We start from the raw sequence: 13613 nt of genomic DNA on the forward strand, positions 1-13613 counted from the left end.
TGTACGAAAGGCGGCCGACCGGCTCCGCTCAGACCACGGCGAGCGGGATCAGCAGGGCGAAGGCGGCGCCCGCCTCGACGGCGTACGCGTAGAGCGAGGGGTGCTGGACGGGAGCGGCGAGCAGGACCACGCTCTGCCGGGCTGCGGCCGCCTCGACCCAGTCGGGTTCGGCGCCGAGCCCGCCCTCGTACCAGCCCTCGCAGGAGCCCGGTCCGGTGACGGCGAGGAAGTCGTCCTCGCGGCGGTAGAAGGCCTGCCACCCGGCGGCAGGGACGGACCAGCCCTCGAAGTCGGTGAACTGGGCCCAGCCGCCGTCGCGTATCGCGGAGTCGAACAGCCAGACCGGTGTGCCCTCGGGGGTGACCTCGGCGCCGGCCTGTTCGTCGGTGGTGAAGTGGACCATGGGGAGGGCGTCCGGGCCGTCGGCGGTGCTGGGCCAGGCGTACATCGTGATCATCTGCTGAATCGTGTCCTGGTCGAAGGGGGCGCGGTGTCGCCGGCCGGCCGGCGAGGGCGGGCCTGCGGGGGCTCCGGATGACGGATGGCGGATGACCGATGGCGGGCTCCGGGCCCCGGGCTCCGGGCCCCGGGCTCCGGATGGCGGGCTCCGGGCGGGCCCGGGGCGTCCTAGTCGGCTGCCGGCCGCAGGCCGTTCTCCAGCTCCGCGGCGCCCTCGCCCGACTGGAGGACCCGGTAGGCCTCCGCGGTGCGCAGGCCGAGCGATCCGGGCAGGTACGCCGTCAGCTCGGCGGGCTCGACCAGCCGCCAGGAGAGCAGTTCCTCTTCCTGGAGCGTGACGGAGGCGAGCTGCCCGGCGTCCAGCACCCCGCCGTCGTAGAGGTACGCGACGAGCGGCGGGCGGGCCGTGCCGAGGGTCCAGTCCACCGCGAGCAGCCGGCCCAGCGGCACGTCGATGCCGATCTCCTCGGCGCTCTCGCGGCGGGCGGCCGTACGCGGCGACTCACCGAGGTCCGACTCGATGGTGCCGCCGGGAAGGGCCCAGCCGGCGCGGTAGTTGGGCTCGACGAGCAGCACCCGGCCCTCCGCGTCGCGGTAGAGGGCGGCGGCTCCGGCCAGCACCCGGGGCAGGCTCGCGATGTAGGTGGCGTAGTCATCCGTGGTGGTCACGACGCCACCCTACCCACGCGACCCGAGCGGGCGGAGGCCCCCTCCCGAAGGGCGCCATTGCGGATCAATCGGTCGCCGGCCGGCCGCGGAGACGGAACCGCACCCTCCGCGCCGGACCGCCGTGAATGCGGAACCGCACCCCCGTGCCACCCGCGTCCGTTCACGCTTCCCATCGCCTTGACCGCGTCCTGCGGCCCGCGCGAGGAAGACGTCGGCCGCGATCACGAGGAGTCAGGCGAAGTCGTCCAGCACCCGGGCGAGCGCGGTGCCCGAGGCGCTGTCGAACGAGCCCTTGCCCAGGGCCGCCCAGGCCACGACGGCCAGTACAGCGATCACGTCGATCACCTCGATGGTGACGATTCCACGCTCATGCCGTCCCGCTATGGGGGTGTATGTATCCCTTTAAGGCGATGGCGTGCCGGGTGTGACCCAGGGCACCCATGGGCATAGGAGGATCCTCCGGTTAGGCTCATGGCGGCGCGACTGCACTGTTCGATAGCAAGGGAATGGCAAGTGACGGACGGAGCAGTAACTGAGACCGCGCGCGTGCTCATCGCCGCGGACAAATTCAAGGGCTCGCTCACGGCCGTGCAGGTCGCGGAGCGGGTGACGGCCGGCCTTCGCAAGGCCGTACCGGGCGTGGAGATCGAGACCCTCCCCGTCGCGGACGGCGGCGACGGTACGGTCGCGGCCGCCGTGGCGGCCGGTTTCGAACGCCGGGAGGTACGGGTCACCGGGCCCCTCGGTGACCAGGTCACGGCCGCTTTCGCGCTGCGCGACGGCACCGCGGTGGTCGAGATGGCGGAGGCCTCCGGGCTGCAGCTGCTGCCGGCGGGCACCTTCGCCGCGCTGACCGCGACCACGTACGGCTCGGGCGAGCTGCTGAAGGCCGCCCTGGACGCGGGCGCCCGCTCGATCGTCTTCGGCGTGGGCGGGAGCGCCACCACCGACGGCGGCGCCGGCATGCTGGCCGCGCTGGGCGCGGTGTTCCTGGATGCGAACGGCGAACCGGTCGGCCCGGGAGGCGGCGCGCTGGCCTCGCTGGCCTCCGCGGACCTGTCCGGGGTCGACCCGCGCTTCGCCGACGTGGACTTCGTCCTCGCCAGCGACGTGGACAACCCGCTGACGGGCCCCAAGGGCGCGCCCGCGGTCTACGGCCCGCAGAAGGGCGCCTCCGCGCAGGACGTGGCGACCCTCGACGCGGCACTGGCCCACTTCGCGGTGGTGCTGGAGAAGTCGATCGGCGCGAAGGCCGCCGAGTGCGCGGTGCTCCCGGGCGCGGGCGGCGCCGGCGGCATCGGCTACGGGGCGCTGCTTCTCGGCGCGACGTTCCGCCCCGGCATCGAACTGATGCTGGAGGTGCTGGGCTTCGCTCCGGCGCTGGAGCGCGCCACGGTGGTCATCACCGGCGAGGGCTCGCTGGACGAGCAGACCCTGCACGGCAAGGCCCCGGCTGGCGTGGCGGCAGCCGCGCGCGCGGCGGGCAAGCCGGTGGTCGCGGTCTGCGGACGCCTGCTGCTGAGCCAGGAGGCCCTGGAGGCGGCCGGCATCCGCCGGGCGTACCCGCTGACGGACCTGGAGCCGGACCCGGCCAAGTCCATCCCGAACGCGGGCCCCCTGCTGGAGCGGGTCGCGGCCCGCATCGCCGCCGACATCCTCTGACGAAGCCGGTCACGGACCCGGGGCCCCCCGCCCCGGTCGCCGTCCCCGTCCCCGCCCCGTCACGGTTTCCGAGGCCCGGGCCCCTTCGGGGGTCCGGGCCCGGCCCGTTCCCGGGCCGGAGTCTTCGTGCGGGCCCGTACGGCGGCGGCCCCGGCGCCGCCTTCGGACCCGGCGCCGGTGCCGTGCGGCCGCAGGTGTCCCCGCAACCGCCGCCAAACCACCGCGACAGTGTTAGAAATGGCTCATGACCGGACGTAAGGGTCGCCAGCCGACCGGGTGGGGTGCGCGGCTGCTCGCGCGCCTGTCCCTGGGCGCGCGCAGTGTGGCCGGTCAGGTCTTCGCCCTCCAGGCCGCCATCGTGCTGCTGCTGATCACCGCCGCCTCGGTGGCCCTGGTGGTCCAGGCCCGCTTCGACAGCCAGCGCGACGCCCGCCACCGCTCGCTCGCGGCCGCCGAGGCCTTCGCCCACGCCCCGGGCCTGCCCGAGGCCCTGAGGGCACCGAACCCGACCCTCGGGCTCCAGCCGCTGGCCGAGGCCGCCCGCCGGGCCTCGGGAATCGACTTCCTCGCCGTCATGGACACCTCCGGGATCCGCTACACCGACTCGCGGCCCGAGCTGATCGGCCGGCGCGCCACCGGCGACCTCTCGCGCGCCGCCGCCGGGCAGTCGTTCACCGAGTCCTTCGAGGGCGCGCCCAGCGACGCGGTCCGGGCCGTGGTGCCCGTACGGGACGCGCGCGGCGCCGTCGTGGGCCTGGTCAGCACCGGCATCGAGGTGGAGAACGTCTCCGAGGTGGTCGAGGACCAGCTCCCGCTGCTCCTGGGCGCCGCCGTCTGCGCCCTGCTGCTCGGCACCGGCAGCGCCGCGCTCGTCAGCCGCCGGCTGCGGCGCCAGACGCACGGCCTGGGCGCCGCCGAGATGAACCGGATGAACGAGCACCACGAGGCGGTCCTGCACGCCGTCCGCGAGGGCGTGCTCATCATCGGCGCCGACGGCCGGCTGGTCCTCGCCAACGACGAGGCCCGCCGCCTCCTGAACCTGCCCGCGGACTCCGAGCAGCGCCACGTCACCGGCCTCGGCCTCGACCCGCGCACCACCGAGCTGCTCGTCTCCGGGCGGGTCGCCACGGACGAGGTCCACCTCGCCGGCGACCGGCTGCTGGCCGTCAACGTACGGCCCACCGAGCCGTACGCGGGCCGGCCCTCCGGCAGCGTCATGACCCTGCGCGACACCACCGAGCTCGCCGCGCTCTCCGGCCGGGCCGAGGTGGCCCGGGAGCGGCTGCAGCTGCTGTACGACGCCGGGGTGCGGATCGGCACGACCCTGGACGTGGTGCGGACCGCCGAGGAGCTGTCGGAGGTCGCCGTGCCGCGCTTCGCGGACTTCGTCACCGTGGAGCTGCTGGAGCCGGTGCTGCGCGGGGACGAGCCCGTCCGCGCCGCCGGCGTGTACACCGAGATGCGCCGGGCGGCGATGACCGGCGTACGCACCGACCAGCCGCTCCAGCCGGTCGGCGACGTGATCCGCTTCATCGTGCCGACGGCCCCGATGTCGGCGGCGCTGAGCGCCGGGCACGCGGTGCTCGCGGCCGATCTGAACGCCGCCATGGGGTGGCGGGCCCAGGACGCGGCCGGGACCCGGGTGGCCCTCGACTACGGGCTGCATTCGCTGATCTCCGCACCGCTCCAGGCGCGGGGGGTGGTCCTGGGCATGGCCAACTTCTGGCGGGCCGCCGACACCCCGGAGGCGTTCGACGAGGAGGACCTGTCGTTCGCCGAGGAGCTGGGGGCGCGCGCGGCCGTCTCCATCGACAACGCCCGCCGCTACACGCGGGAGCACGCGACGGCCGTGGCGCTCCAGCGGAGCCTGCTGCCCCGCGTGCTGCCCGACCAGACGGCCGTGGACGTGGCGTTCCGCTACCTGCCGGCGAAGGCGGGGGTGGGCGGGGACTGGTTCGACGTGATCCCGCTGCCCGGGGCCCGGGTGGCGCTGGTGGTCGGGGACGTCGTCGGGCACGGGGTGCACGCGGCGGCCACGATGGGCCGGCTGCGGACCGCCGTGCACAACTTCTCCACCCTGGACCTGCCCCCCGACGAACTGCTCGGGCACCTGGACGAGCTGATCAACCGGATCGACCAGAGCGAGACCCGCCCGGGCCCGGCCGACGACGTCTCCGGCGAGGGCTCCGACGGAACCTTCGCCGGCCCCGGACCCGGCGACGGCGACGGTGACGGCGGGACGGAGTTCCTCGACGAGCCCGCCGCCGTCACCGGCGCCACCTGCCTGTACGCCGTCTACGACCCCGTCTCCGGCCGGTGCGTGATGGCCAGCGCCGGGCACCCTGGGCCCGCCCTGGTCCACCCCGACGGGCGCGTGGAGTTCCCCGAGCTGCCGGCCGGCCTCCCCCTCGGTGTCGGCGGCATGCCCTTCGAGGCCACCGAACTCCGGCTGCCGGAGGGGAGCCGGCTCGCGCTGTTCACCGACGGCCTGGTCGAGGACCGCGACCGGGACTTCGACACCGGGTTGGGCCTGCTCGCCGAGACCCTGTCCCGGCCGGGCCGGAGCCCCGACCAGGCCTGCGCGGACGTGCTCGCCGCGATGCTGTTCCCGGTGCCGGGCGACGACATCGCCCTGCTGATCGCCGACACACGGCGGCTGGAGGCCGACCGGATCGCCGAGTGGGAGGTGCCCGGGGAGCCGTCGGCCGTGTCGCGCGTGCGCAACGCGGGGTCGGCGCAGCTCACCGCCTGGGGCCTGGAGGAGATCGCCTTCACCACCGAGCTCATCCTCAGCGAGCTGGTCACCAACGCCATCCGGTACGGGAGCGCGCCCGTACGGGTGCGGCTGCTGCGCGACCGGAGCCTGATCTGCGAGGTCTCCGACGGCAGCAGCACCTCCCCGCACCTGCGGTACGCGGCCACCACCGACGAGGGCGGACGCGGGCTGTTCCTCGTCGCGCAGTACGCCGACCGGTGGGGCACCCGCTACACCGAGCGCGGCAAGGTGATCTGGGCCGAGCTGCCGCTGACCGGCGGCGCGGAACCGCCTGCGCCGGCGCCGCTGGACCTGGACGCGCTGGAGGACCTGGCCTGGTGACGCGGGCCGCGGTGGCCGCCCGAACCGTACGCGCCGGCGGCCGTACGCGTCACCGACGGTGCGCGTCAGGGGCCGTACGCGTCAGCGGTCGCACCTCACCGGTCACGGGCAGGGTGCGCGCCAGCAGCACCGCCACGTCGTCCTGCGGGGCGCCGGGCAGCAGCCCCGCCAGGATTCCGTCGCACAGCTCCTCCAAGGGCTGCCGCACGTCCCCCAGGGCCAGCGCCAGCTGGTCCATGCCCTGGTCCAGGTCGCGGTCCCGGGCCTCGATGAGGCCGTCGGTGTAGAGCGCGAGCAGGGTCCCCGGTGGCAGCCGCACCTCCTCGGTGCGGAAGTCCTGCCCTCCGGTGCCCAGCGGGGTCCCGGGCGGGCCGTCGAGGAAGGTGATCGTCCCGTCCGCGGTGACCACGGCCGGCGGCGGGTGGCCCGCGCGGGCGATCTCGCACACCCCCGTCACCGGGTCGTGGACGGCGTACACGCAGGTGGCCATCTCGTCCTCCCCCAGGTCGGCCACCACGGCGTCGAGCGACCGGAGCATCCGCGCCGGGGGCACCTCGTGGCGCGCGAGGGTACGGACGGCCGTGCGCAGCTGCCCCATCACGGCCGCCGCGTGGATGCCGTGGCCCATGACGTCGCCGATGACCAGACCGGTGCGCCCTCCGGCCAGCCGGATCACGTCGAACCAGTCCCCGCCGACGTCGTGGTCGCTGGCGGGCAGATAGCGCCCGGTGAGCTCCAGACCGGCGACCCGGGGCAGCTCGCTGTTGGTGAGGCTGCGCTGGAGGGTCAGGGCGGCCTGGCGCTGACGGGTGTACATCCGGGCGTTGTCGATGTTGAGGGCCGCGCGGGCGACCAGCTCGTCGACCAGCACGCAGTCCTCGTCGTCGAACGGCTCCCGCTCCCGGACCCGGGTGACGGCGACGGCCCCGAGCACGGTGCCCCGGGCGACCAGGGGGATCAGGCGGGCGGAGCCGAGGGTCGCGAGGTAGGCGCGCAGGGCCTCGGCGCGCGGGTCCGTGATCAGCGCGGGGACGTCGGAGCGGTAGAGGTTCATGGCCCGCCCGCCCTCGATGACCCGCTCGTAGACGGTGCCCCGGGGGATCTGGAAGGTCTGGCCCGCGGCGAGTTTCGCGGTGGGGGCCGTCGGGTCGGGGAACCGGGCGGCCAGCCGGCGCAGGACGCCGCGCGTGGAGCCGCCGGCGTCGTCCGGTTCGAGCACGGCTTCCAGGAGCTGTACGTCGGCCGAGTCGGCGAGCTGCGGTACCAGGACCTCGACGATCTCCTGGGCGGTCTGCTTCAGGTCCAGGGTGGTTCCGATCCGCGTGCCGGCCTCCGCGAGCAGGGCGAACCGGCTCCGGGCCCGGCCCGCCTCGGCCTGGGCCCACTGGCCCTCGGTGATGTCGATCAGGGAGGCGATCACGCCCAGGGGCCGCCCGCCGCCGTCCAGCAGCGGGGCGTACGAGCAGGACCACGTCCGGTCGCGGTCCGGGTCGGCGGGGGTGCGGCCCGTGCGGCGGACGTCGACGACGGCCGTGCCGCTGTCGAGGACCTGGCGCATCGTCGCCTCCAGCGCGATGGCGTTGACTCCGGGCACCACCTCGGTGAGGCGTTTGCCCAGGTGCTCGGCGGCGGAGACGCCGTTCATCCGGGCCAGCGCGTCGTTGACCCGCAGGAACCGCAGGTCGGGGCCGAGGGTGGCGAGGCCGATGGGCGACTGGGTGAACAGGCTCTGGAGGGCGGCGAGGGAGTCCCGCATGTGGAGGACCTCGGAGGTCTCCACGGCGATCAGCATCGCCCCGGTGCGCCCCTGGGGGTCGGCGGCGGGGACGATCCACATCTCCATCATCACGCGGTGGCCGTCGCGGTGGCGCACGGGCAGCGTCCCGACGACGGTCCCCCCGGCCTGGACGCGGCGGGTCAGCTCGTCGGCCAGTCCGCGGTTGGCCTCGGGGACGAGTACGGAGGTCCCGGGGCGGCCGAGGATGTCCTCAGGGCGGTGCCCGAGCAGGTCCTGGGCGGCGAGGGACCACTCCACGATCCGCCCGTCGGCGTCCTCCCGCCACAGGGCGATGGGCAGCAGCTCGCGGAGCACACCCGCGTACCCGACAGCCGCCGCCGGCTGATCCGGCACCTCGCTCGTCGACTGGTAAGTGTCCAACGCACCGACCTCACCCGGGGGGCCCGATTCCTTCGATTCACCCTATCCGAGGCATCGCCGGCAGGCTCTGCGTCGCGAACAGCCGACTGGGGCGGCCGAGTGGCCGGGCAACCGGGCGGGCTGAGCGGCGGCCCGCCGCCGCCCGGGCCCGCCGCTCAGGAGCCCTTGCGCAAGTGGCGCCAGACGGCCTTGGCCGCGTTGTGGCCCGACATGCCGTGCACGCCCGGGCCCGGCGGGGTCGCCGAGGAGCAGAGGAAGACGGCGGGGTGCGCGGTCGTGTACGGGGAGAGGCTGAGCTTCGGGCGCAGCAGGAGCTGGAGTCCGGAGGTGGCACCGCAGGCGATGTCCCCGCCGACGTAGTTGGCGTTCCGGGCGGCCAGCTGCGGCGGTCCGGCCGTGGCGCGGGCCAGCACCAGGTCGCGGAAGCCGGGTGCGAAGCGTTCCAGCTGGCGCTCGACGGCGTCGGTGAGGTCGCCGTCCCAGCGCGCGGGGACGTGCCCGTACGCCCAGAACACGTGCTTGCCGGCGGGTGCCCGGCCGGGGTCGACGAGGCTGGGCTGCGCGGTGATGAGGAACGGTGTACGGGGGGCCCGGCCGCCCGAGGCCAGCTGGAGGGCGGCGTCGATGTCCCGGCCGCGCGGGCCGATCTGTACGGTGCCGGCCCGGCGCGGTTCCTCGGCGGTCCAGGGGACCGGGCCGTCGAGCGCGTAGTCGATCTTGAACACGGAGGCGCCGTACCGGTAGCCGTCGTAGGCGTTGCCCAGGCGGGCGATGCGGGCGAGCGCGGTCGGCGAGGTGTCGAAGACGTACGCGCGGGCCGGCGGCAGCTCGTCGAGGCGTTTGACCTCGACGCCGGTGTGGACGCTCCCGCCGAGGTCGCGCAGGTACGCGGCGAGGGCGTCGGAGACGGACTGCGAGCCGCCGCGCGGCAGCGGCCAGCCGTTCGCGTGCGCGGCCAGGGCGAAGACCAGGCCGACGGCGCCGGTGCCGATCCCGCCGAGGGGGGCGTTGACGTGCGCCACGAGTCCCGAGAACAGGGCGCGGGCGGGCTCGTCGCGGAAGCGCCGCAGCAGCCAGGTGGAGGGCGGCAGCCCGGCCAGCCCGAAGCGGGCGAGCGTGACGGGGTCCCGGGGCAGCGCGGTGTCCGGCAGCGACATGAAGTCCCGTGCCAGGGTGTCCCACTTGCCGAGGAACGGTGCGACCAGCCGCCGGTAGGCGCCCGCGTCGCGGGGCCCCAAGGACCCCGCCGTCTCGGCGACGGAGCGGGACAGGACGGCGGCGGTGCCGTCGTCGAAGGGGTGCGCCATGGGCAGCGGGGCGTGCAGCCACTCCAGCCCGTACCGCTTCAGGGGCATCGTGGCGAAGACCGGCGAGCCGATGCCCAGCGGGTGCACGGCCGAACAGGGGTCGTGCCGGTAGCCGGGGAGGGTGAGCTCCTCGGTCCGCGCTCCCCCGCCGATCGAGTCGGCGGCCTCGAAGACGGCCACCGAGAGGCCGCGGCGGGCCAGTTCGACGGCGGCGGTCAGCCCGTTGGGCCCCGCCCCCACCACGACCGCATCGAGAATCGACGGCACTTGCGACTCCTTCGTCCGGCGGCGCCTGCGCCACCAGGATATGGCGCCCCTCGGGGCGGCCGGTCCGCTACGCGCCCCGGAGCAGTTCCCGGATGCGCAGCGCGGTGGTCTCGTCCCGGCCGACCGCGAAGGGCAGCGCGTTGTCGCGGTCCACCCGGAAGGGCACCCCGTCGACCGTGCTCTGGAAACCGCCCGCCTCGGCGACCAGCAGCAGTCCGGCCGCGTGGTCCCAGGCGGAGGGCCAGGTGAACGCCAGGCCGTCGATCTCGCCGCGCGCCACCCGCAGGTACTCCAGGCCCGCCGAGCCGCAGGGGCGGGCCGCGACGCCGGGCACCTCGAGCCGGGCCAGGGCCCGCTTGTCCGCCTCGGAGGTGTACAGCGGGTGGGCGGTGGCGACCCGCAGGTCGGCGCCCGGATCGGGTGAACCGCTGTGGATGCGGACGCCGTTGACGTACGCGCCCTGCCCGCGGACGGCGGTGGACAGCTCCTCCAGCGCCGGGGCGTAGGTCCAGGAGGCCAGGATCTCGCCGCGGTGGGCGAGCGCGACCAGGGTGCAGAAGGCGGGGTCGCCGTTGACGAACTGGCGGGTGCCGTCGACCGGGTCGACGATCCACACCGGGGCGTCCTCGCGCAGCGCCCCGTACATGGCGGGGTCGGCGTGCACGGCCTCCTCGCCGACCACGGCCGAGCCGGGCAGCAGTCGCGTCAGGGAGGCCGTGAGGTGCTCCTCGGCCTGACGGTCCGCGACGGTCACCAGGTCGTGGGGACCGCTCTTCTGGTCGACCTCGTGGTCGGCGAGCTGCCGGAACCTCGGCATGATCTCTATCGCCGCCGCCTTGCGGACGGCTTCTTCGACATCGGACAGGCCACGGGCCAGGAACTCATCGATCATGCCCCCCAGCAAAGCACGCCGGACCGACAAACCCCACCGCCGGTTCCGGACGGCCCGCCGGACACCGGGTGGCCGTGCGGTGAACCGGGGGCCGGCGCCCGGACCTCAGACGGGGCGCCGGATGCGCCCGGACCCCGTACGGGGCGCCTGGACCTCGTACGAGGCGCCCGAGGCTCGTACGGGGCGCCCGGAGCTCAGGTGTGGCCGGCCGGAGGCGCCCGGGGCTCAGGTGTGGCCGCCCGGTACCACCAGGCCGCTCTCGTAGGCCGCCACCACCGCCTGCGCGCGGCTCTCCAGACTCAGCTTGCTCATCGTGCGGTTGAGGTGGCTCTTGACCGTCGCCTCGCTGATGAAAAGCCTCCAGGCGATCTCCGCGTTCGCCAGCCCCCGGCCGACCAGCTCCAGCACCTCGGTCTCCCGGCCGGTGAGCGCCTCCAGCGCGGCGGCGCCGACCCGTTCCGCGAGGCCCTCCCGGCCGGCTCCCCGCATCGCGAACGCCTCCACGAGCCGCCGGGTGACCGTCGGCGCGAACAGCGCGTCGCCGTTGCCCACCGCGGCTATCGCGGCGAGCAACCGCTGCGGCCCCGAGTCCTTGAGCAGGAACCCCGAGGCGCCGGCCCTCAGCGCGCGGTACACGTACTCGTCGAGGTCGAAGGTGGTCAGGATCAGTACGCGCGGCGCGGGCCGCGGGGCCCGGGCGAGGATCAGCTCGGTGGCCGTGATGCCGTCCGTGCCGGGCATCCGGATGTCCATCAGGATGACGTCCGGCCTCAGGCGCAGGGCGAGTTCGACCGCTTCGGCGCCGTCGGCGGCCTGCCCTGCCACCTCCAGCCCGGGGGCGGCCTCCAGGAGACCCACGAGGCCGGCCCGGATGAGGAACTGGTCGTCGGCCACGAGCACCTTGAGCGGTGTGCCTGCGGTCATGCCGGGAGGTCGTCCGCCCGCGGTACGGTCCGCGCGGAGGTCGGCAGGGTGAGGCACACGGCGTACCCTCCCTCGCTGCGGGGCCCGATGCTGATCGTTCCTCCGTAGAGCTTGGCCCGCTCGCGCATGCCGATCAACCCGTGTCCGCTCCCCTGTGCGATTTTGGCCGGATCCGCCACCTCGCCGTCGTCGGTCACGGCGACGGCTATGTGCGCGGGCCGGTAGTCGAGGGCGACGCTCACGCGGGCGTGCCGGGCGTGTTTGAGCACGTTGGTCAGCGCCTCCTGGACCACGCGGTACGCGCACAGCTCCACCCCGGGGGCCAGCGGCCGCGGTTCGCCCGTGACGCGCAGCTCGACCGGCACCCCGGCGGCCCGGACCCGCTCGGCCATCTCCCCCAGCCGGGACAGTCCCGGCATCGGCGCGTCCCGGCCGCCGGGCTCGGCGCCGTCCGCCCCGTCGTCGTGGTCCCCGGCCCGCAACAGGTGCAGCATGCGGCGCAGTTCGTCGAGCGCTTCGGCGCTGGTGTCCTGGATGGTGTCCAGGGCGGCGCGCGCGGTGGCGGGCGCGGAGGTGAAGACGAAGCCCGCCAGCCCCGCCTGCACCGAGATGACGGACATGTGGTGGGCCACGATGTCGTGCAGTTCGCGGGCGATCCGGCCGCGTTCCTCGGCGACCTCCCGCCGGGCCCGTTCGTCCTGCTCCCGGCGCAGCTGCCGGGCCAGGGCGGCCGACCGGCGCGCGATGAGCCCGAACCGCCACAGCACCGCGGGGAAGACGACGGCCTGGGCGAGCACGGCGGCCATCGAGCCGCCGCCGGGCCCGTGCCCGAGCAGGCCGGCGTAGATCCACACGGCGCTCATGAGGGCGGCGCACGCCAGTGAGGTCCGCACGGGGCGGAGCGCGGCCACCGTGTACACGGCGAGCATGGGGCCGAAGGAGTTGACCACGGGCCAGTAGCCGGCGGTGACGTACACGCACCACGCCGCCAGTACGAACAGGCAGACCGCGAGGGGCGCCTTCGTGCGGACGGCGCCCGGCGCGTTGACGAGCCCCACCAGCAGGAATCCCGCGAGGTCGAGCGCGGGCCAGCCCTGCTGGACGGCCTCCCGGCCCAGCAGCACGGCCACGCCGGTCTGCGCGGCGGCCGTCAGGACGTCCGTGTACGAGGGGCGGATGCGCATCGCCGCAGCGTATCCGCGCCGGTTCGGGCGTGCCTCCACCTCCCGTTCTCACACCAGGGTTGGAGAGACCGGCGTCCTGGCGCGGAGGTTGGCCCCGGGGCCCCGCCCCCGCCGTGGACCACGCGACCCGGCTCAGCGGCCGAAGGTGTCGATGCCCTCCACTAGCCAGCGGCCGTCGCGTGCGACGAGGTCGAGGGCGAGCATCGCGCCGGCGTAGACGCCTTGGTCCTGGGGGGTCTGCTTCTCGGTCCCCGCCGTGCCCACGCTGCTCTGGTCCGCGTAGATCAGGACGCGCGCCCGGTCACCGTCGATGCGCTCGACCGCGCTGTCCGTGACCGTCGTGGTGATCACCGTCTTCTGCTTCCCGGCCTGGGCGAGGACGTCGCCGAAGAGCGCACGGTGCTGGGTGACGGCCTTGCCGGTGAGCGAGGTCTTCGACGCGCTCTCGAAGGCGGCCGGTTTCGCGTGGTCGTACGAGAAGAGCGAGGCCACGGCCTTGGCGGCCTGGCCCTTGATCTCGCTGGTGCGGGCGAGGTCGGTGAGCGCGGTGTTGCCGCGTACCGGATCGTCCCGCAGCGCCGCGGCCCGGCTCTGGGCGAAGCCGGCGAAGGCCCCGAGGACGACGGTGAGGGCGCAGAGGATCAGGAGGGGGGCGAGGTGCTTCCCGCCGCCCCGGCGCGTGCCGGCCGCACCGGCCCCTTCGTCGCGCTCCGGCGGCTCGTTCCGCTTCGAGCCGGCGGCCTTCCGCGCGCCTTCCGCCTCCCCCGCCCGTGTCCGTGTCCGTGTCCGTGTCCGTGTCCGCGGTGACGCGGGCGCGCGCGGGCTGCCCGCAGGGGGGCGGGACGCGCTGCCGGGGGCCTCCTCCGTTCCCGTGTCCCCGGAGGCGCGCGCCGCGGGGACCGGCTGGCTGCCGACGGCCTGGCGGCGGCGCTGGCGGTTGAGGAGGTGGCGGGTCGTCGACATCGTGCGTGTCCTCTCGGATGCGGGTGGCTCG

10 protein-coding genes are annotated in these 13613 nt (G+C 75.0%); 2 read left to right on the forward strand and 8 right to left on the reverse strand.

Features of this window, described 5'->3' with window-relative positions; all coding sequences use genetic code 11:
- Window positions 1–28 precede the first annotated feature (28 nt).
- Together OTB16_RS15255 and OTB16_RS15260 are read right to left on the reverse strand one after the other, a co-directional pair.
- Window positions 29–457: a hypothetical protein gene (locus tag OTB16_RS15255; RefSeq protein ID WP_267720692.1), complete on the reverse strand. Its 429-nt coding sequence runs from the start codon at window positions 455–457 to the stop codon at window positions 29–31.
- A gap of 170 nt (window positions 458–627) precedes the next feature.
- A complete protein-coding gene (locus OTB16_RS15260) occupies window positions 628–1128 on the reverse strand; it encodes an NUDIX domain-containing protein (protein WP_267720693.1) in 501 nt (166 codons plus the stop codon).
- Between the two features lie 513 nt (window positions 1129–1641).
- Here OTB16_RS15260 and OTB16_RS15265 point away from each other — a divergent pair.
- Window positions 1642–2790 carry a glycerate kinase gene (locus tag OTB16_RS15265; RefSeq protein ID WP_267720694.1) on the forward strand — a complete coding sequence of 383 codons (1149 nt, stop codon included), beginning with the start codon at window positions 1642–1644 and terminating at the stop codon, window positions 2788–2790.
- A 244-nt stretch (window positions 2791–3034) separates the two neighbouring features.
- Window positions 3035–5887, forward strand: coding sequence for a SpoIIE family protein phosphatase (locus tag OTB16_RS15270; protein WP_267720695.1), 2853 nt, complete (start codon window positions 3035–3037; stop codon window positions 5885–5887).
- A gap of 49 nt (window positions 5888–5936) precedes the next feature.
- On the opposite strand, the gene OTB16_RS15275 is transcribed toward OTB16_RS15270, so the two are convergent.
- The 6 genes from OTB16_RS15275 to OTB16_RS15300 all read right to left on the reverse strand — a co-directional run bounded on the left by OTB16_RS15275 (window position 5937) and on the right by OTB16_RS15300 (window position 13582).
- Complete coding sequence (locus OTB16_RS15275) at window positions 5937–8045, reverse strand: SpoIIE family protein phosphatase (RefSeq protein ID WP_267720696.1); 2109 nt, start codon at window positions 8043–8045, stop codon at window positions 5937–5939.
- A gap of 155 nt (window positions 8046–8200) precedes the next feature.
- The gene (locus tag OTB16_RS15280) at window positions 8201–9619 is read right to left on the reverse strand and encodes a phytoene desaturase family protein (RefSeq protein WP_267720697.1); all 1419 of its coding nucleotides are present in this window, start codon (window positions 9617–9619) and stop codon (window positions 8201–8203) included.
- A 67-nt stretch (window positions 9620–9686) separates the two neighbouring features.
- Window positions 9687–10511 carry an inositol monophosphatase family protein gene (locus tag OTB16_RS15285; RefSeq protein ID WP_267720698.1) on the reverse strand — a complete coding sequence of 275 codons (825 nt, stop codon included), beginning with the start codon at window positions 10509–10511 and terminating at the stop codon, window positions 9687–9689.
- Between the two features lie 225 nt (window positions 10512–10736).
- On the reverse strand, window positions 10737–11435 hold the full coding sequence (locus OTB16_RS15290) for a response regulator (RefSeq protein ID WP_267720699.1): 699 nt from the start codon (window positions 11433–11435) through the stop codon (window positions 10737–10739).
- Complete coding sequence (locus OTB16_RS15295; RefSeq protein WP_267720700.1) at window positions 11432–12619, reverse strand: sensor histidine kinase; 1188 nt, start codon at window positions 12617–12619, stop codon at window positions 11432–11434. Before OTB16_RS15295 ends, OTB16_RS15290 begins: the two co-directional genes overlap by 4 nt.
- Before the next feature lie 132 nt (window positions 12620–12751).
- Window positions 12752–13582 carry a hypothetical protein gene (locus tag OTB16_RS15300; protein WP_267720701.1) on the reverse strand — a complete coding sequence of 277 codons (831 nt, stop codon included), beginning with the start codon at window positions 13580–13582 and terminating at the stop codon, window positions 12752–12754.
- Between the last annotated feature and the right edge of the window lie 31 nt (window positions 13583–13613).

The sequence above is a fragment of the Streptomyces antarcticus genome (assembly GCF_026627255.1).
Lineage (GTDB): Bacteria > Actinomycetota > Actinomycetes > Streptomycetales > Streptomycetaceae > Streptomyces > Streptomyces antarcticus.